The organism is Candidatus Palauibacter australiensis (assembly GCA_026705295.1).
In the GTDB taxonomy this organism is placed as follows: domain Bacteria; phylum Gemmatimonadota; class Gemmatimonadetes; order Palauibacterales; family Palauibacteraceae; genus Palauibacter; species Palauibacter australiensis.
The window spans coordinates 1-19,071 of record JAPPBA010000087.1 but is presented as its reverse complement, the minus strand read 5'-3'; the positions used below and the strand labels follow the sequence as shown (position 1 = coordinate 19,071).

Sequence of the window (19,071 nt, the reverse complement as noted above, 5' to 3'; positions counted from 1 at the left end):
CCCCTACGCGCTCCAGGGGTAGCTGTCCTCAAAAGCTTCGTCGAAGCTGAAGAGCCCCTCGAAGTCCTCTCGCGAATCGTCGGGTTGTTTGATCAGCACTCCACATTCAACCAGCGCGAAGACGATCTCGCCGATGTCCGTCGTGCCGTGCACGCCCCAATGCTCAAGTACGGTCCGCGCCAGAGGGCCGAACCGCTCCAGCGCGAGTTCCCGCACCGCGTCGGCGACTTCGGCGCCGCTGATGTGACGAGGCAGTTCCAGGCTGGACAATCGGCGCTGGAGGGCGGAGAGCAGGAACAGGTATGCGGCTTCCGTATACCTGGGGTTGCCCTTCCTGATGCCCGTCAGAACGCCCGCTGTGTCCACCTCTTCTCACCTCGTCCCAGGCCCCTTTCCCGGCCGTCATGCGCACCGCCCGCAAGGACATGAACGGCAAAGTTAGACGGGGGAAAAAGTTGGCGTCAAGCTACGCCCTCCCGTGAACCCCGTCATTTTCCGGATAGAGCGGGAAATCCTCGCACAACGTCCGCACCTCGGCGTCGACCGCCGAAAGCGTCGCGGCATCGCCTTCCGAGCGCAGGGCGCGGTCCATGAGATCGGCGATTCTCTCCATCTCGTTCTCGCCCATGGAGCGGGTCGACACCGCAGCCGTCCCGATCCGTATGCCGGACGCCACGAAGGGCGAACGGGTCTCGAACGGCACGGTGTTCTTGTTGACGGTGATGCCCGCCCGACCCAGGAGCGCTTCCGCATCCTTGCCCGTGAGGTCCGTCGTACGGAGGTCCACTAGGAGGAGGTGAGTATCCGTCCCCCCGGCCACGAGATCATAGCCGTGTTCTGCGAGCCGCTGCCCGAGTGCGCGGGCGTTTCGCATGACGAGATCCGAGTACTCCCCGAACTCGGGGCGCAGAGCCTCCCCGAGCGCGACCGCCTTCGCGGCGATCACATGCATCAGCGGACCGCCCTGGAGTCCGGGGAACACGGCCTTGTCGACCGCCTTCGCGTGCGCCTCGCGGCACAGGATGAGCCCGCCCCGCGGCCCGCGCAGCGTCTTGTGCGTCGTCGTCGTCACGACATCCGCGTGCGGGACCGGCGATGGGTGGTGCCCGGTCGCCACGAGACCCGCGATGTGCGCCATGTCCACGAGGACGCGGGCACCGCACTCCTCGGCGATCTCCGCGAAGCGCTCGAAATCGATCCGGCGGGGGTAGGCGCTGGCTCCCGCGATGATGACGGAAGGACGCACATCCAGCGCGGTCTCCCGGAGCGCGTCGTAGTCGATCGTCCGGTCCGAGGCTCGCACCCCATAGGGGACGACCCGGTACCAGAGGCCCGAGAAGTTGACCTGCGAACCGTGCGTCAGGTGCCCCCCGTGCGAGAGATCCATCCCGAGGAGCGTCGCCCCGGGTTCGGTGAGCGCCTGGAGCGCGGTCATGTTCGCACCGGAGCCGCTGTGCGTCTGGACGTTGGTGTGGTCCGCCCCGAACAGCCGGCGCGCTCGCTCGCGGGCGAGGTTCTCGACCTCGTCCACGAACTCGCAGCCGCCGTAGTAGCGGCGTCCGGGATAGCCTTCCGCATACTTGTTCGTCATCACGCAGCCGGTCGCCTCGAGAACTCCCCGGGAAACGAAGTTCTCGCTCGCGATGAGCTCCAGGCCCATACGCTGCCTCTCGAGCTCCCGGTCGATCGAGGCCGCCACCGCGGGATCCATCTCGCGGAGCGGGCGCGGGTCCAGGGCGCCGATGGCTCCAGGTTCCGCCTTCGCACTCACACGTATCCCCTCTCTCTGTAGAGTTGTCGCGCGATCAGACTACGGTGCATTTCGTTGGCTCCCTCGTAGATCTCGGTGACCTTCGCGTCCCGGAACAGACGTTCCACGGGATACTCCCGCGAGTATCCGTAGCCCCCGAACACCTGGACGGCCTCGCGGGCGTTCGTCATCGCGGTCTCGCTCGCGAACAACTTGGCCACGCTGGAGAGGCGGCGCGCCCGCGGGTCTCCCATTGAGTGCGCGGCGGCCGCCCGCTCGAGCAGCCCCCGGGCGGCCTCAAGCCGGGTCACCATATCGCCGAGCTTGAATTCCATTCCCTGAAACTCCCGCAGCGAGCGCCCGAACTGGCGTCGGGTATCCGCGTATTCGAACGCCGCGTCCACCGCGGCCGAGGCGATGCCGAGGGCCTGAGCCGCGATCCCGAGCCTCCCCGCCTCGAGGCCTTCGAGCGCATAGCTGAAGCCCCGGTTTACCTCACCTACCATAAGTTCCTGCGGCAAAAACACATCCTTCAGAGACAACGCGACGGTCTCCGAGCCCCGCTGGCCCATCTTTCTCTCTTTCCTGCCGACCGACAGGCCGTCCGTCCCGCGCGGCACGAGGAAGGCGCTGATGCCGCGCGATCCACGCCGGTCCTCCGCTGTGTCCGTCCTGGCGAAGGTCAGTACAACATCGGCGGAGGCGCCGTTCGTCACCCACATCTTCTCGCCGTTGAGGATCCAGCCGCCTTCCGCCGGCGTGGCCTGCGTGCGAAGCGCCGCGGCGTCCGTACCGGCGCCGGCCTCGGAGAGGGAGAAGGCGCCGAGGACTTCTCCGCTGGCCATGCGGGGAAGCCATTCGTCCCGTTGTGCCTCGCTTCCGCGACGAAGCAGGATCGCGGCGGCGAGCGAGTTGTGGATGCTGACGGAGACCGCGACCCCCGCATCTCCCCACGCGAGTTCCTCCAGCACGTAGAGGTACGTGACGAGGTCGAGCCCGAGGCCGTTGTACCGCTCGGGCACCCGCATGGCGAGGAAGCCGAGCTCCCCCAGTTCGCGGTGCACCTCCGCATCGAAGTGTTCCTCGTTCGCGTCCCTGGCTTCCGCCGTGGGCTGCAGCCGCTCTTCGGCAAACTGGCGGGCGAGGGTGAGAATCTGTTCCGCCTCGGACGAGAGGTCGAGCGCAGACCAGGAGCGGCGGACGGTCATCATGCCTCGGAGTAGTCGTAGAAGCCGCGACCGGTCTTCCGGCCCAGCCGTCCGGCGGCGACGTACTTCGCGAGCAGCGGACAGGGCCGGTACTTGGAGTCGCCGAGTTCCGCGTGCAGGACCCGCATGATGGCGAGGCACGTGTCCAGTCCGATGAGATCGGCGAGCGCCAGCGGTCCCATGGGATGGTTCATGCCGAGCTTCATCACGGTGTCAACGGCCTCGGCCTCCGCCACCCCCTCCATGAGACAGTACACGGCTTCGTTGATCATCGGCATCAGGATCCGGTTGGCGACGAAGCCGGGATAGTCGTTCGCCAGGACCGCCGTCTTCGAGAGCCGTTTGCAGAGGCCGAGCGTGAGGTCGGCCGCCTCGTCGGAGGTCTCGAGCCCCCGAATCACCTCGACGAGGCGCATGACGGGCACCGGGTTCATGAAATGCATCCCGATCACGCGCCCCGGGTCCGCGGCGTGCGAGGCGATGCGGGTGATCGAAATCGAACTCGTGTTCGACGCGAGCAGCGTTTCCGGACTCACGACGGCGGACAACTCCTCGAAGAGCCGGAACTTGAGCCTCGGATCCTCGCTCGCGGCCTCCACGACGACCTCCGCATCCTCGAGCGCCGCCAGCGAGGGCTCCGTGGCGATCCGTTCGAGTGCCTCCCGGGCCTCTCCGGCGGAGATCCGGTCGCGGCGGGTCTGGCGCGCGAGGTTTCGCTCGATGGAGGCGCGCGCACGGTCGAGTGCTTCCGGGTCCACGTCCACGAGGCGGACGTCGATGCCGACGAGTGCGAACACGTGGGCGATGCCGCTTCCCATCGTACCCGCGCCGACGACGCCGACCCGCGATACCTCACCCGCTCGCATCGAGGCTCCCATCATCCACGGCCGGGCTTGCGGTTGTCGTCGACAACCGGGAAGCGGAGCGGCTTCGCGACCCCGCGACCCGCCACACCCAGAAGGTTCCCAGGACGGTCACGAACGTGATGCTCAGCGCACCCTCGGGCCCGAATGCGCCACCCGTCCACAGCACTGGGCCGGTGACGGTGGTTTCGAGGCCGGAAATCGATACGTCCAGCCCGCTCACGGGCAGGCCGCTTGCCGCCATCACCCAGTTCCAGCCGAAGTGGAGGCCCGTGACGAACCACAGGCTGCCGGAACGCCAGTACGCCACGCCGAGCAGCACGCCAGCCAGAGTCAGGTTGACCAGCGCCAGCGGCGTCACACCCGGATTGGCGCCGTGCATGAGACCGAAGGCGACGGAGGTTGCGACCACGGCGGGCACCGGCCCGAAGCGGACGTGAAGTACGCGGAAGGGATACCCTCGAAAGAGGAGTTCCTCCGTGAACGCCGCCGCCAGCAACAGGGCCGAGACCTTCACGCCCGTGAGGAGCGGTGCGGCGGAGGCCGTCCACGAGACCCAGCCCGGCGCGGCCAGGGTGAGAATGGCCGCGCCGATGATCGCAAGTCCCGCCAGCACGCCGGAACCGAGTTCGGCGAGACCGGGAAGCCCGCGGCTCAGTCCAAGCGCGGACAGCGGGCGCCTGTCGATGCCGACGGCCAACAGCCAGGTGGCCGCACACGCCGCGAGCAGCACCGGCGCGACGTTCCGCCAGTCGACGGCCTCCGTCGCCTCGACGCCCGGAAGGCCGGCGATGACCGCGACCGCGAACCCGAGCACCAGTCCGAAGGCGATGAAGAGGCCGGCGAATGCCGCCAGCCTCCCGGCCCAAGCCCAGCCTTCAGGCTTCACGTTCACCGGCGCTCGACGCTCATCGCGACGGCGTTGCCCCCGCCGAGACACAGGGTGGCCATCCCCCGCTCGACGTCACGGTCCCGCATGGCATGGAGGAGCGTCGTGAGGATCTTCGCGCCCGAGGCGCCGATCGGGTGGCCGAGAGCGATCGCCCCGCCGCGGACGTTCACACGATCGAGATCCAGTCCCAGTTCGCGGGCATCCGCAAGACACTGGACGGCGAACGCCTCGTTCATCTCCACGAGCCCGTAGTCGGCGACGACCGTCCCGTCGAGCGTCATGAGCTTCCGCACGGCGGCGACGGGGGCGAAGAAGAGATCGCGGGGCGCGGTCGCCCCGACGGAATAGGCGCGGATCCGTGCGAGGATCGGAAGTCCGTGCGCCGCGGCGTAAGCTTCGGACGTGACGACCGTGGCCGCGCCCCCATCGTTGAGGCCGGGCGCGTTCCCGGCCGTGACGCTGGGCTCGGTCACCTCCGGCGGGGCATCTCCCGCGAAGGCGGGTCTGAGCTTCCCGAGCGCCTCGAGCGACGTGCCGCGCCGCGGCGGCTCGTCCGTGTCGATGGTCACGGTTCCCCTGCGGGTCTCGATGTGGACGGGGACGACTTCCGCGGCGAATTCCCCTGCATCGATCGCGTGGATCGCCTTCTCATGGCTGCCGAGCGCGTAGGCATCCTGATCCTCCCGGCTCACGCCCGCCTTGTGGGCCGTGTACTCGGCGTGACCGCCCATGTGGCAGGTACCGAAGGCGCACCACAGCCCGTCGTGTATGAGTCCGTCGACGAGGGACCGGTCGCCGAACTTCACTCCCTCCCGGTGTCCCCGGAGGAGATAGGGGGCGTTCGACATCGACTCCATCCCGCCGGCCACCACGACCCGGGCGTCACCGGCCTTTATTGCCTGCGCCGCCAGCATGACGGCCTTGAGGCCGGAGCCGCAGACCTTGTTCACGGTCACGGCCGGGACCGTCACGGGCACCCCGCCGCGGATCGCCGCCTGGCGGGCGGGCGCCTGCCCGACCCCCGCCTGCACGACATTCCCCATGATCACGTCGTCGATCTCGTCCGGGTCGACCCCGGCCCGGTCGACCGCCGCCGAGATCGCGAGACCGCCGAGGTCCGGGGCCGCGAGGGAGGAGAGTCCGCCCATGAAGCGGCCCGTGGGGAGCCGCGCGGCGGAAACGATGACCGGAATTCTGTCGCTATCGCTCATGTCTATCGCTCATGTCTATCGCTCATGCCTATCGCTCATGCCGTCGTTTGCGTGTTCGTGCCGTTCGGAATGCCGGCCCCGACGCCCGCCGCGCCCGGGTGACGGAACCGGCCCGAGAGCCTTGCGGAGCGCGGGCCACGTCGTCCAGCCGCGGCGCTCCGCGTCCGCGAGCATGCGGACGAGGATACGAGCCGTCGCGACCGCGTCGCCTCGCGCGCGGTGACGCTCGCTGATCTCGATCCCGTAGTAGTCAGCGACCGAATCCAGGCCTCGACGCTCGAGTCCCGGTAGCAGTCGGCGCGCCATGTGGACCGTGCACAGGCGAGGTCCGCGCGGGAGGCCGGCCCCCGCCCGCCGCATCTCGGCGCGCAGGAAGCCCCAATCGTACGCCGCGTTATGTGCGACGAAAACCCGGCCACGCAGGTGCCCGCGCACCCGATCGCAGATCTGCGAGAAACTCGGCGCTCCGTGCGTCATCTCCGTGCGGATTCCGGTGAGGCGCGTGATCCACGGTGGAATGGCCACGCCGGAATCCACGAGCGTCGAATAGCATCCCCCGATCGCGCCACGATCTACATCCACGATCGCGATCTCGACGACCCGACCGTTCCCCCCCGCGACGCCGCCGTTCGTCTCGACATCCACGACCGCGTATCGGAGGTCGTGCAGCCGCCGGGCCGCCGGCTTTCGGGTCCGCCTCCCTCCCGCGGCCAAACGCCATGCGTCGCCGCCTTCCCCGTCGCGGGCGACCTCGGGAACCCCGTCGAGCAACTGTGCGACGAGGCGGCGGGCCATGGCCGGCGGGCACCCTTGCATGCCGAGCACCTGGGCCACCAACTCCACGGACGAGCGAGGACCGTCCTCGAGCTGGCGCAACGCCTCGCGCACCAGCACTCCATCGGGAGCGAAGTGCATGCCCGTCACGCGTCGCTCCGGGTACGCCGACCCGCCTCGGACATCAGGTAGCTCAACCCTTCGAGTTCGAGCACGATGTCCACCGTCCGGATCGGCACCCCGTTCACCTCCGAGAGTTCGATCGGTGCGAAGTTCAGGATCGCGCCCACGCCTGCGCGCTCAAGTTCCGCGGCGATCTCGGCCGCCACCTCCGTCGGGGTCGCGACGACCCCGATCTCCGCCCGACACTCCGCGATGACCGGCCGGAGGTCCTTCATGGGACGAATCCTGAGTCCGTAGGCCCGAGTCCCGACCTTCGCCTCGTCGACATCGAAGGCCGCGACGACATCGAATCCGCGCGCCGCCAGCCCGCCGTACCCCAGCAGCGCCGACCCGATCTTGCCGACGCCCACCAGCGCGATCCTCCAACTGCGCGAGAGCCCGAGGATCTCCTCCAGCGCCCGCACGAGCCCGTCGACCGAGTATCCTCGCCCACGTTTCCCGAATGAGCCGAAGTGGCTCAGGTCTTTCCGGACCTGGGCCGAGGTGGCCCCCGAGGGCTCGGCAAGCTGAGAACTGGACACGAACTCCGCGCCGGCTCGCTCAAGGTCGCGCAACATGCGGAGGTACAGGGAGAGGCGTCGAACCGTCGAATCGGAAATTCTGCCGCTCATGCCCACCCTTGTGAAAGGTTTCACAAACCAAGATAGGGCCGGCCCGTCCTCAACTCAACGCGACGCGCCCCCGCTCTGCCTCGCCTGAAGCGCCGCGGCCAGACGCACGAAAGTGGGGGGATCGAGCATCTCCGGGCGCACCGCGGGATCGATCGAGAGTTGCGCCAACACAGCCTCCGCATCTCCCGAGAACTTCAGCTCCGAAGCCGTCCGCAGCGTCTTCTGCAGCTGCTTCCGGCGGCGGTTGAAGCACGCGCGCGTCAACGTCCTGAGCGCCACGCGGTCCACTTCGGCGGCGTCCGGCCGCGGTTCCAGGCGAACCACCGCCGAATCGACCGCGGGGACGGGACGGAACGCCTGCCGGCCCACCCGGAAGGCGAGCGACGCGTCCGCCAGCGCCTGCACCCCGACGGAGAGCGCGCCGTACGCCTTGATCCCCGGCGCTGCGACGATTCGCTCCGCCACTTCTCTCTGCACCGTGAGCACGATGCGGATGGCGGCCGGCTCGAGTTCGAGAAAGGCGAAGACGAGGGGTGAAGTGATGTTGTACGGGACGTTCGACACCACGCGCACTGCGGCGGCGCCCCGCACGTGGTTCGGGAGTCGGAGGCGAAGTGCGTCGCCTTCCACCACAACCACGTCCGGCCGCCCTCCCCAGCGGTCGCGGAGCCCGCCGGCAAGATCGCGATCCTTCTCGATGAGGATGAGGCGACGGCAACAGCCGACGAGGTACTGGCTCAGTTCTCCGTGCCCCGGTCCGACCTCGAGCACGACGTCCGCGGGCTGAGGATCGAGTTCGCGCACGATCTTGCGCTGAATGTTCGGGTCGACCAGGAAGTTCTGGCCGAGCGCGCGCTTCGGCCGGGGGCGTTCGGTCCTCCCGGGGGTCACAGCGAAGCCGCGACGGCCGTCCGGTCGTCCAGTCTCATCTCGTCATCGCTGTCCGCGAAGAGCGACGCCACGAGAACCTCGGGATCGAGGTCGCCTTGGTCGATGCGCTTCCGCACCCGTGCATCGGGTGTTTCGAGGGGATCGCTCAGTTCGGCGAGGCCATCGGTGAACGCCAACAGCGTCTCACCCGCGGACGGAACCCGTGTCTGCCGGTACGACCGGACCGGGGCCACGCCGACCGGCGGATCGAGCGCGGCGAGACGGCGTATCCCGTCCGATCCGAGCAGATACGCGTACGGGTGGCCCGCGTTCGCGTAGCGCAGCTCTCCGCGCCCGGGATCGATGACCCCGTAGAAGAGCGTCATGTACATCTCGGTCGCGTCGAGCGCCGCCCGGAGCTGCCCGTGCATGGCGTCGAGGACGGCCGCGGGTTCGGCTTCCACGCCCGTCGCGAGGACCACGGCACTCAGCGTGCGGGCCATGATGAGCGCGGCGGAGGGGCCATGCGAACTCACGTCGCCCAGCATGACCCCCAGGCAACCGCCGGTGAGCCGGACGAGGTAGTAGAAATCGCCGCCCAGGGAGAGTGCCGGATCGCAGCGGGCCGCGATCCGTCCGAGATCGCGGAAATCCTCCGGGGGCGGAAGAAGCTTCAGTTGCAGGTCCCGGGCGATCTCCAGCTCGGCCAGTACCCGCTCCCGGCGCAACCGTCGCGCGAGAAGCCGCTCCCGTGACTGTTCGCCCTCGGCCACGGCGCCGATCCAGCCCGCAAGCAGCGTCGCGGCGGCATCGCCGCGACTCGCCCACTCGTGGACCAGGCGCAACCGCCCCGCATCCCCCAGCGGCCACGTCTCCCGAATCTCCGGCGGAGGGCTCGCTGCCTCGTCGTTCTCCCAGCTGTCGAACAGCACCTGCGATCCATCCTCGAACAGCCGGTCGAGCCGAAATCTGAGACCCGTGACCTCGGCGAAGCGTCTCAGGAGAGGTTCGATCCTCACGAGCGGATCCGGCGCCCCCCGGAACGATAGGGTGACGCTGTTGCCGGTCTCGTTGAACGCCACGCCGTCCGCGAGCTTTCTCAAGAGGAAGAGGCCCCGCCCCCGCGGCCGGCCGATGCCTTCGGCCGATACGGGATCCGGCACGGCATCGGGGTCGAACCCGCTTCCCTCGTCCGAGACCTTCACGCGCAGGCCCTCCGCGTCCGCCTTCGCCGAGACGCGCACGACGGCGCCGGCACGGTCCCCGCTCCCGTAGAGGATCGCGTTGGCCACGGCCTCTCCGAGCGTGACCCGGAGTCTGAACGCCGTCTCGCGATCCAGATCGGCGAGGTGCCGGCATGCGACGACGACCCTCTCCACCACGGCGCGCTGGTAGCGCACGTTCGACGGAAAAACGACGCGTATGTGCCCCGATTCGTCGAGGTCCAGGTTCAGGTCGGGCGCTTCGGCAGGCGAGGTGTGCTTTTGCCACACGAAGCCGAGTTCGGCCGCGTTGAGAGGATGGAAGAGGTAGTCGGTCCAGTCCTCGCCCAGCGCCGAGCCCAGACGGTCGATCCACGCACCGTCGATGAGCGCCACAAGCGCCGACGCGGCGCCGAAGCGCCGGTGCAGATACGGCATCGTTGCGCGCGGCTCGGCGATGTCCACCAGGATGAGATCCGTCGGGAGCACCGTCAGAGGTCGCCCGAAGAGCCCTCTCACTTCGGGAGACGGGTCGATCTCCGCGGCGGCGTCCGAGACGGCCTGGAGAATGTCCGGCCGGCTTGAGAGGACCAGGATGCGGGCCGGCTCGCCGTCCTTCATTCCGGAGCCGCGGCTCCGGTCAGGACTCGCCGAGCGCGGCTGCCCGGGACTCGGCGATCTCGAACAGCGAGTCCAGTCGGGTCAGGGCGAAGAGCCGCTGAAGATCCTCGTTCAACCCTGTCAGCGTGAGGCGCCCTCCGGTGTCGCGGATGTACTTGGAGAGACTGACGAGGACCCCCAGGCCGGAGGAGTCGATGTAGTCGGCCTCGGTGAAGTCGATCACGAAGTCGGTATCGCCATCCGCCAGACGCGCGAGCACGCGCTCCTTGAATTCACCGCGGTTGTTGATCGTGAGTTGGCCGCCCACGCCGACGAGGGTATGGGCTCCGGCCTGTTCGATCGAAAACGTCATCCTTCGCTCCCAGGTGACATGAGTGCCGTAATGCAGGCGACATCCACGATATCGGAGGCGGACGCGCCGCGGGAGAGGTCGTTCAGCGGTCGCCGCAGCCCCTGAAGGACAGGCCCCAGGGCGCGCGCCCCGGCGAGTCGCTCGAGCAGTTTATACGCGATGTTCGCGGCATCGAGGCCGGGGAAGACGAGCAGGTTGGCGCGGCCGGCCACCGGAGACCCCGGAGCCTTCAGCGCGGCGACGTCGGGTACGAGTGCGGCATCGGCCTGCAGTTCACCGTCCGCCGCGATGTCGGGTCGACGGCGGCGGAAGATGTCCAGCGCCTCCCGCACGTGCTCGACCGCCGGCCCCGCAGCCGAGCCGAGAGTGGAGTATGAGAGAAACGCGACGACCGGTTCTTCTCCGGCAACGGCTCGGTGCGCGTCGCAGGCCGCCGAAGCGCTCTCCGCCATCTGAGCCGGAGTCGGTGCCGGGACGACCGCGGCGTCCGTGAGCGTGAGCACCCGCGCGTCGGGATCGGGAAGCACCATGTAGAAAGCGGCGGAGACCGTCTCCACGCCATCGGCCAAGCCGACGACCCGCAGCCCGGCGCGGATGACGTCGGCCGTCGCGTGCACGGCGCCGGCCACGACCCCGTCCAGTTCCCCCGCCGCCAGGCGCTGCGCGGCATGCTCGAGGCCGTCCGCGCCGGCCCGGATCTCCACGGGGCGTACCCACCCCTCCTCCCGTAGCCGGCGAATCGCCAGCGCGGTGCGCGACTCGTCCGCCTCCGGAAAGCCGATGTGCCGCTCCATGGCGGCGGCCCGCGCCCTCAGCCGGTCGATGAAGCCGCGTCGGGTCGGCGGCGTCACCTGTGGGTTGCTGCGTCTCGCCCGAAGGCACGGTCCATGCGGGCCTTCACGACGGGGCTCACGAAGTCCGTCACGTCTCCGCCCAGACGTCCGACTTCGCGCACAAGCGAGGAACTCAGGAACGTGTGGCGCGTGGAGGGCGCCATGAAGAGCACTTCGACCTCCGGCCAGAGCGAGCGGTTCATGAGCGCCATCTGGAACTCGTACTCGAAGTCGCTCACGGCCCGCAGCCCGCGGACGATGATCCGAGCCTCGCGGGAGCGCGCAAAATCCACGAGCAGGCCAGAGAAGGACGTCGCCTCGATCCGGGGTTCGTCCGCAAACACTTCGCGGATCAGATCGACGCGTTCCTCGATCTCGAACAGTCCCGACTTTGCCTGCGTGGCCGTCTCCGCCACGGCGACGATCAGTCGCTCGACGACCCCCAGACTCCTGCGCACGATGTCCTCGTGTCCGACCGTCAGCGGGTCGAACGACCCGGGGTACACGGCGACGGCATTGTTCATCGGGTTCCCCGTCAGAGTGTTCGGGTTGACGCGTCGGCCGGAGCCCGGAACCGGCTGACACAGGTGTCACCGTATTCCCTCGTCCAGTCGGCCGCCGCCGCCCATTCCGCGTCCGGACGGTGCTCGATCCACAACTGCGAGGCGAACGGACGGGCTCGGAAGCGTTCGACCAGCCGCGCGCCGCCGGTGGACGCATACGGTGGATCCGCGAAGACCAGATCGAGAGTCGCGCCCGGGCCGGGCACGTCGCCCATTTCGTTCAGACCGTCGACCCAGCCGATGGCATCGTGCCGCACCACCCGGGATCGGTCTACGAGATCGAGCGTCGCCACGTTGCGGCGCAGCATCGCCACCGCCCGACGATCCGACTCGATAAAATGGACGTGCGCCGCTCCTCGCGACAGCGCCTCGATCCCCAAGGCCCCGGAGCCGGCGTAGAGATCGGCGACCCGGGCCCCATCGACAGCGCCCGCGAGCGCGGAGAACCAGGCCTCCCGCACCCGCTCCGCCGTCGGCCGGGTGCGCCGTCCAGGGGGCGCTTCGATGAACCGGCCGCCCAGATCGCCCGCGATGATGCGAAGCCTCAAATGACGGGGCGTGTCAGACGAGTGCTCCCGGGTAGAGGATGATCCCGCAACCCTCACAGACGGCGAGGCTTCGCCGCGCCCGGATCTCGGCCTGCAGCTGCTTGGGTATCGCCGTGTAGCACCGGCCGCACACCCCATCGACGGTAAGTTCGGCGAGCGCCGCCTGGCGCCCCCCTCCTCCCGCCGTGCGGTACAGCTGCAGCGCCCGGCGGTCCAGCCGGCTTTCGTGCGTTCTCCGGCTGGCGCCGCAGTGCTGAAGATCCCCCTCCAGATTCGCCCGCAGTTCCTCGGCGGCGGTGCTCCGTTCCGCCAGCCGCGCGGCCGCCTCCCCCAGCTCCGCTTCCGCCGCCTTCAGCGCCCCGCGCGCCGTCTCCACATCCTGCATGGCGTCGAGCTGGTCATCCTCCGCCGCCCGCAGGTTGCGCCTGGCCGTGTCCGTTTCGCTCCGAACCGCGAGATGCTGCTGCATGTTCGCCACCGCGACGGAGCGCGCTTCGAGGCGCTTGAGCGTCGCCCTGCCGGCTTCCACGGACCGGTGGAACTGCCGCACGCGTCCTTCCGCCTCCGCCGCCTCCGCCCGGATCCGCGCGACCTGCGACTCCAGCGTCTCCACGGTCTCCCGGAGCCCGGCCTCCTCAAGGCCGAGACTCTCGAGTTCAGCTTCTATCTTCAGGATCCTGTGATCGATCTCCTGAAGGGTGAGTAACTCCTCGACGATATCGCTCGCTTGCATACTCTCCCCGGCAGTCATCGCTGCGTGGCCGTAGTCGGCTTGGAGGGGCGTTTCGTCTCCGCCGCCGGCATGAACGCCCCCGACTCGCCCGCGGCACGAAGTTCGCGCACGAGTTCCTGCTTCTCGCCCAACAATCGACGTTGCTGCTCCGGCTCCGCAAGCTCGATCGCGCGGCCGATCTCCTCGATCCGTTCACGATGCCTTCGATAGAGGAGGCGACGCACTACAGCGTCGAATACCCGGGCAGTGTCCGGAAGCTCCCGGTCGGACTCCCGCAGCGTCTTCGCCAGTTCCCCGGCCGCGTCGGAGACGGATGTCCAGTCGGGAGAATCGACCCCCTCGTCCGATGCGGCCGACAGGATCTCGAACAGCTCGCGGCCCCGCGGGTCGGACATGTGGCCGGGCAGGAGCCCGACGCGCACCGCCTGCCGCGTGAGCGCCGGGTCGCGCACAAGCAGCAGAAGTAGATCGTGCTCCGTCCGCGAGGCGGGGGATGGCGCGCGACGGGGGCGTCCCGCGCTGGCTGCGGGGGGACGGCGTTGGAGCCGGGAACGTTCGAGGCGGGCGATCTCATCCACGAGCGTGTCGCGCCGTATTCCCAGTCCTTCCACCGCCCGGTCCACGTAGATGTCGCGGAGCGCCGGATCGGAGACCGCCCTCAGAGTGCTGAGCAGGCCATCCACCGCGCGGCGGCGCCCCTCCACCCGGTCGAGATACCCCTCGCGGCGAAGGATCTGGAGCTTACGCTCGAGAAGGTCCACCGCGTCGTCCAGCAGCTGCCGGATGGCCGCCGGACCGTCCCGGCGGATGAGCGAATCAGGATCTTCGCCGGAGGGGAGCGATACGACCATCGGGTGGATCCCGGCGGCGAGGAGAATGTCCCCGGTTCGGAACGTCGCCCGCAGCCCGGCGGGGTCGCTGTCGTAGAGCAGGTAGGCCCGCTTCGTGTATCGGCCGATGCGGCGCGCCTGGTCCGCGGTGAAGGACGTCCCCAGCCCGGCGACCGCAAAGCCGAGGCCGGCCCGGTGCAGCGCGATGACATCGGTGAACCCTTCCGCGATCGCCGCGCAGTCCTCGCGCCGCATCGCGTGTCGGGCCCGGTTGAGTCCGTACAGCTCTTCCCCCTTGTGGAAGACGGGGGATTCGGGCGAGTTGATGTACTTGGGCGCGTCGGAGGCGGCGTCGAGGATGCGGCCGCCGAAGCCGATCGGCCGGTCGCGCAGGTCGTGGATCGTGAACATGAGACGCCCGCGAAAACGGTCGTACGGCTCCTCCGCCCTCTCGCTCGTCGCGAGAAGCCCGAGGTCGAGCAGCGTCCGCTCCTCAATCCCGTGTCGAGCCGCGGCCGAGCGGAACGCCCGCCACTCGTCCTCCGCGTAGCCCAGCCCGAAGTCGAGCGCCTCCTCCAGTGTCAGTCCGCGCCCCTGGATGTAGTCGCGCGCGCCGGCGCCGGCCGGCTCGCGCAGCCGGCCCTGGAACCACTCGGCCGCGAAGGCCAGCACTCCGCGCAGCGGCGCATACGGATCCTCGCGGCGCTCCTCCCGGTGCGGGACCTCTATCCCGACCTTCGCGCCCACGTGGCGCACCGCCTCCGGGAAGTCGAGGCCGAGGTGCTTCATCAGGAAACCGAAGACATCCCCGCCCTCACCGCAGACGAAGCACTTGAAGATCTGGCGCTGAGGGTCGACGGAGAAGTTCGGGCCGTCTCCGCCGTGCAGGGGGCAGGGTCCGCGGTAGCTCTTCCCCGATCTTCGAAGCTGGACGTACTCCCCCAGGATCTCGAGGATGTCCGCCCGCGCGCGGATGTCCTCGACGAGGCTGTCGCTCACCACGATCCTGCCTCCGGGCAGGGACCTGGACGGCCCATCATCCCGCGCACCGCGCGCAACCCGCGCTCACTCGAATTCCACGACCGTGACGCCCGTGCCCCCTTCGTTCGGTTCACCGGTTCTGAAGCGCCGGATCCGCGGGTCCGCGGCGAGCAGTTGCCCGACCCTCTGCCTCAGCGCGCCCGTTCCCTTTCCGTGGATGATCCTGAGCCACGGGAGGTCTCCGACCGCGGCCGCATCGACGGCCGGGTTGAGCGTCCCCTCCACTTCGTCGACGCGCAGGCCCCTGAGATCGACCTCAGTGGCGACGTTGAAGTCCGGTCGACGTTCCGGCCGCCCGCCGGCTTCCCGGACCCCGGCCGACCCGACCGAACGGCTCGCCGGTGCAGAATGGGGCGTCAGCTCCCCCAGCGGTACCGTCAGCCGCAGTTCGCCCACCTCGATGACGCCGCGATCCTCCCGGATTTCGACGAGGCGCGCGGGTCGGTCGGACGCGTCCCAGCGGACGGTGTCGCCGACTCCGACGGCCTGATCCGCCGACGGAGGCGCCGACTCGCCCAGCGCACGAAGCGCGCGCGAAGACGCCCGGAGCGCCCGCTCCACCTCTCCGCGCGCGACCCGCTTCGCCTCTCGGCGGCGCGCCTCATCCCCCGCGGCGAATTCGGCTTCGAGGCGTGAGATCGCGGCCTCCACTCGCTCGCGCGCCTCGCGCAGCACCGCGAGCCGCTCCGCCTCCCGCCTGCGACCGGCGGCGCGCTCCGAATCGGCCAGGGCGGTCTCCCTGGACGCGAGGTCGCGTTCACGCTCGGCCGTCTCCCCGGCGCGGCGCTCGAGTTGGGCCCGCAGGTCCTCGACCTCGCCCCGTTCGGCTTCGAGGCGGGCGAGGAGCGCGTCCAGCGAGACGTGCTCCGGCCCAAGCCGGTCGCGCGCATCGGCAAGGACGTCATCCGGGACCCCCAGTCGCGCGGCGATGACCAGCGCGTAGCTACGGCCGGGCCGGTCCCTGACCAGACCGTACGTCGGTTCGAGGCGCGTCCCATCGAATTCCAGCGAGGCGTTCACGACCGCGGCCTTCCCGTCGGCGAGACGCTTCAGGTCGCCGAGGTGGGTCGTGGCCACCGTCAGACGCGCCTGCCGCGCCAGCCGCCGCAGCGATGCCGCCGCAAGCGCGCCCCCCTCGGCCGGATCCGTGGCGCTGCCGATCTCGTCGAAGAGGACCATGTCCCGGTCTCCGGCCTCGTGCAGAATCTCGGCCAGGTTACGCGCTTGGGCGCCGAAGGTGGAGAGCGACGCTTCGATCGACTGTTCGTCCCCGATGACCGCAAAGAAGCGACGGAAGAAGGGGATCCGGCTTCCGGCGCCCAGCGGTGGCAGGATCCCGCTCTGCGAGAGCGCGCACAGAAGGCCCAGCGTCTTGAGAAACACCGTCTTTCCCCCCGCGTTGGGACCCGACACGAGAAGGACGCGTTCGCTCGCCAAGAGGTCGAGGTTGAACGGGACCGCTCCGCCGGCATCGAGGGCAAGCAGAGGATGGCGAGCGCCGCGGATGTGGATCCCCTCGCCCCCCGCCTCGACGAAGGCCGGGGGCGCCGCGTCCATCTCGTCCGCGAAGAGCGCGCGGGCGCGCAGCGAGTCCAACTCCACGAGCGCGGCGTACGAAACGGCGAGTTCGGTCGCGCGGGCGCGCACGGCAGAGGAAAGGTCCCGCAGAATCCGGTCTACCTCGCGGGCTTCGCCGAGTTCCAGTTCCCGGATCTCATTCATCGCCTCGATGGCGCGCGACGGCTCGACGAACAGGGTCCGGCGACTGGCGGACGCGTCGTGCACGAGACCGCCCGCAATCCCCTTGCCCTCGCGGCGGACCGGGATGCAGTAGCGACCGCTTCGGACGGTGACCGAGGCGTCGGGCACACGGACGCGTTCCGGGAGCGATCGGGCGTATCGCGTGAGTTCGTCAACGAGCCGGCCGCGCCGGGTCGCGAGCGCGCGGCGGATGCGCCGAAGCTCCGGGGAGGCGCCATCCGCGATCGCTCCCGTCGCATCGAAGGTGCGCGCAATCCGTTTCTCGAGGGCCGCCTCTCCCCACAACCGGCTCACGTGCTCCGCCGGGAGGCCATCGGGATCGAGTCGCGCCTCCAGTCGCCGCACGGCGCGTGCGACGGCCATGACCTGTCCGCACGCGAGCAACTGAAGCGGCTCCAGCGCCGCGTCTTCGATCGCGAGCCGCCGGAGAGCCCCGTCCAGCGGCGCGATCTGGTCCAGCGCCCATCCGTCCCGGCTCCCGATGAGTTCCCGAAGTTCGTGCACGGCCGCGAGCGAGCGGCGCGCCGATGCCGCATCCGGCAGCGGCCGGAGCCCGTGCACCGCGGAGCGACCCGCTTCCGACACGGCGCGTTCGCCGACCGCCGCCAGCACGCGGTCGAACTCGATGACCCGGAGCGCGTGATCCACGGCCGATTACCCGGGCGGCCAGCCCATGCGGCGCCGGCCGAGCACATGGAAGTGCAGGTGAGGCACGGCCTGGCCGCCATCGGCACCGACATTCGTGACGACGCGATACCCGCCGTCCAGCCCCTCCGCGTCCGCCACGGCCGCGCAAGCGCGAAGAAGCTGGGTTCCGAGCGGCCCTTCCGAGAGAGTCGAGAGGCTCGAGATGTGCGCCCGCGGGATGACGAGCACGTGCACCGGCGCCTGGGGTTCGAGATCCCGGAACGCCACCCAATCGTCCGCCTCGGCGACGATCGTGGCCTCGACCGCCCCCGAAGCGATGCCGCAGAATACGCAGTCGATCATGTCGTCCCCTCGTCGTCTGCCTCGTTTTCGTTGTCCGCCAGCATCGCCGCTGCCGCCGCCACGGCGACCACCGCGGCGGTCTCGAACCTCAACGCGGCAGGACTCAGCGAAACGAGTTCGAAGCCCGCCTCCACGCAGCCACGTCGCTCCGGATTCGTCAGGCCTCCCTCCGGCCCCACCGCGACGGTCAACCCGGTCACGGCGTGTCGCCACTCCCGGCGGCGGGCGATCCCGGCGGAGAGCCAGGGCCGTCCTTCCGCGTCGGCCAGCCACCCGGCTCCGTGGTGGTGGTAGAGCGCCTCCTCCGGCATCAGGGACCCCGTCAGCCGGGGGAGCCAACTGCGACCCGATTGCTTCAGCGCCGCCCTGGCGCGGCCGTCCGCCCGCCGCAGAAAGCCCTCGGAGCGCCCGGCGTCGGCCACGGAGCGCGACCGCTCCCAATCGATCCACGTGACCGTGGCGGCGCCCAGCTCCACGACCTTCTCGACGAGCCACAGGGAACGGTCGCGATTCGCCACGGGGGCCCAGAGGTGCAGTGGGAGCGCGGGCTCCGGCGGAAGGGGAGCGAGCAGCCGGCAGCTGGCGCGACGCCGGTCCAGCGCAACGAGTTCCGCCTCCCAGCGGCTTCCGGCGCCGTCGGTGACCGTGAGACGGCCACCGGGGCGGAGCCGGGCGGCACGGATATGGCTCACGTCGTCGCTCGCGAGCTCGGCCCGAGCGCCGGCTTCCAGGCTCGCAAGGCTCTCGGCTAAGAACGTCGGATCGCTCACGGGGGGCAACGTATCCGTTGGCGGCGGGCCATCGCCACCAGCTTCGCGGGCTTCGCGGCGGAGCCTTTTCCGGCAGCGCCTCGAACCCTTATGTTCGCTCCGCCGAAGCGGCCCGCCCATCACGAGTTGTCTCGCGCGGCCTCCGGCTTCCCGGCATTGGGCCAGCCAAGGGCGATCCAACTCGCGCGAGGGGGCTATTGAACGAGACAAGGACCGTCGAAGCCGTTTCCGGGTCCGCCGCTCCGGGCGCGGATCTTTCCGTAGAATCCCAGTCCATCGACACCATCCGCACGCTCGCCATGGACGCCGTGCAGCGAGCCGGCTCCGGGCATCCCGGCACCGCGATGGCGCTCGCCCCGGTGGCGTACAGCCTGTGGATGCGCCACATGCGGTACAGCCCGCAAGACCCCGGCTGGTTCGGTCGGGACCGGTTCGTGCTCTCGGCCGGACACGCCGCGATCCTCC

20 protein-coding genes are annotated in these 19,071 nt (G+C 69.7%); 1 reads left to right on the top strand and 19 read right to left on the bottom strand.

What is annotated here, in order from left to right; translation table 11 throughout:
- Positions 1–3: 3 nt before the first annotated feature.
- The 19 genes from OXN85_06815 to OXN85_06725 form a co-directional block, all read right to left on the bottom strand.
- On the bottom strand, positions 4–366 hold the full coding sequence (locus tag OXN85_06815) for a hypothetical protein (protein MCY3599665.1): 363 nt from the start codon (positions 364–366) through the stop codon (positions 4–6).
- A gap of 100 nt (positions 367–466) precedes the next feature.
- On the bottom strand, positions 467–1,711 hold the full coding sequence (locus tag OXN85_06810) for a serine hydroxymethyltransferase (GenBank protein ID MCY3599664.1): 1,245 nt from the start codon (positions 1,709–1,711) through the stop codon (positions 467–469).
- A 56-nt stretch (positions 1,712–1,767) separates the two neighbouring features.
- Complete coding sequence (locus OXN85_06805; GenBank protein ID MCY3599663.1) at positions 1,768–2,961, bottom strand: acyl-CoA dehydrogenase family protein; 1,194 nt, start codon at positions 2,959–2,961, stop codon at positions 1,768–1,770.
- Positions 2,958–3,824 carry a 3-hydroxybutyryl-CoA dehydrogenase gene (locus tag OXN85_06800; protein ID MCY3599662.1) on the bottom strand — a complete coding sequence of 289 codons (867 nt, stop codon included), beginning with the start codon at positions 3,822–3,824 and terminating at the stop codon, positions 2,958–2,960. The genes OXN85_06805 and OXN85_06800 overlap by 4 nt, the downstream gene beginning before the upstream one ends.
- On the bottom strand, positions 3,811–4,716 hold the full coding sequence (locus tag OXN85_06795) for a type II CAAX endopeptidase family protein (protein ID MCY3599661.1): 906 nt from the start codon (positions 4,714–4,716) through the stop codon (positions 3,811–3,813). The genes OXN85_06800 and OXN85_06795 overlap by 14 nt, the downstream gene beginning before the upstream one ends.
- The gene (locus OXN85_06790; protein MCY3599660.1) at positions 4,713–5,924 is read right to left on the bottom strand and encodes an acetyl-CoA C-acyltransferase; all 1,212 of its coding nucleotides are present in this window, start codon (positions 5,922–5,924) and stop codon (positions 4,713–4,715) included. The genes OXN85_06795 and OXN85_06790 overlap by 4 nt, the downstream gene beginning before the upstream one ends.
- A gap of 15 nt (positions 5,925–5,939) precedes the next feature.
- Positions 5,940–6,839, bottom strand: a complete 900-nt coding sequence (locus OXN85_06785; GenBank protein ID MCY3599659.1) for a 3'-5' exonuclease — start codon at positions 6,837–6,839, stop codon at positions 5,940–5,942.
- A gap of 5 nt (positions 6,840–6,844) precedes the next feature.
- A complete protein-coding gene (locus OXN85_06780) occupies positions 6,845–7,492 on the bottom strand; it encodes a redox-sensing transcriptional repressor Rex (GenBank protein MCY3599658.1) in 648 nt (215 codons plus the stop codon).
- A gap of 54 nt (positions 7,493–7,546) precedes the next feature.
- Entirely contained in the window at positions 7,547–8,383 is an 837-nt protein-coding gene (gene rsmA / locus OXN85_06775; protein MCY3599657.1) for a 16S rRNA (adenine(1518)-N(6)/adenine(1519)-N(6))-dimethyltransferase RsmA, read from the bottom strand.
- A complete protein-coding gene (locus OXN85_06770) occupies positions 8,380–10,185 on the bottom strand; it encodes a SpoIIE family protein phosphatase (GenBank protein ID MCY3599656.1) in 1,806 nt (601 codons plus the stop codon). The genes rsmA and OXN85_06770 overlap by 4 nt, the downstream gene beginning before the upstream one ends.
- A gap of 19 nt (positions 10,186–10,204) precedes the next feature.
- Positions 10,205–10,537 (bottom strand): STAS domain-containing protein, encoded by a 333-nt coding sequence (locus tag OXN85_06765; protein MCY3599655.1) that lies wholly within the window; start codon positions 10,535–10,537, stop codon positions 10,205–10,207.
- Positions 10,534–11,388, bottom strand: a complete 855-nt coding sequence (locus tag OXN85_06760) for a phosphate acyltransferase (GenBank protein ID MCY3599654.1) — start codon at positions 11,386–11,388, stop codon at positions 10,534–10,536. The genes OXN85_06765 and OXN85_06760 overlap by 4 nt, the downstream gene beginning before the upstream one ends.
- Positions 11,385–11,894, bottom strand: coding sequence for a pantetheine-phosphate adenylyltransferase (gene coaD, locus OXN85_06755; GenBank protein MCY3599653.1), 510 nt, complete (start codon positions 11,892–11,894; stop codon positions 11,385–11,387). The genes OXN85_06760 and coaD overlap by 4 nt, the downstream gene beginning before the upstream one ends.
- 11 nt (positions 11,895–11,905) lie before the next feature.
- Positions 11,906–12,481, bottom strand: coding sequence for a 16S rRNA (guanine(966)-N(2))-methyltransferase RsmD (gene rsmD, locus OXN85_06750; protein ID MCY3599652.1), 576 nt, complete (start codon positions 12,479–12,481; stop codon positions 11,906–11,908).
- A gap of 13 nt (positions 12,482–12,494) precedes the next feature.
- Positions 12,495–13,214: a hypothetical protein gene (locus tag OXN85_06745; GenBank protein MCY3599651.1), complete on the bottom strand. Its 720-nt coding sequence runs from the start codon at positions 13,212–13,214 to the stop codon at positions 12,495–12,497.
- Between the two features lie 14 nt (positions 13,215–13,228).
- Positions 13,229–15,046, bottom strand: a complete 1,818-nt coding sequence (dnaG, locus tag OXN85_06740) for a DNA primase (GenBank protein MCY3599650.1) — start codon at positions 15,044–15,046, stop codon at positions 13,229–13,231.
- A gap of 63 nt (positions 15,047–15,109) precedes the next feature.
- Positions 15,110–17,494 carry a Smr/MutS family protein gene (locus OXN85_06735; GenBank protein MCY3599649.1) on the bottom strand — a complete coding sequence of 795 codons (2,385 nt, stop codon included), beginning with the start codon at positions 17,492–17,494 and terminating at the stop codon, positions 15,110–15,112.
- A gap of 6 nt (positions 17,495–17,500) precedes the next feature.
- Positions 17,501–17,836 (bottom strand): HIT domain-containing protein, encoded by a 336-nt coding sequence (locus OXN85_06730; protein ID MCY3599648.1) that lies wholly within the window; start codon positions 17,834–17,836, stop codon positions 17,501–17,503.
- On the bottom strand, positions 17,833–18,606 hold the full coding sequence (locus OXN85_06725; protein ID MCY3599647.1) for an RsmE family RNA methyltransferase: 774 nt from the start codon (positions 18,604–18,606) through the stop codon (positions 17,833–17,835). Before OXN85_06725 ends, OXN85_06730 begins: the two co-directional genes overlap by 4 nt.
- A 197-nt stretch (positions 18,607–18,803) precedes the next feature.
- On the opposite strand from OXN85_06725, the gene OXN85_06720 reads away from it, so the two are divergent.
- Positions 18,804–19,071 (top strand): transketolase (locus OXN85_06720; protein MCY3599646.1); only part of this gene is annotated, 268 nt, incomplete at its 3' end.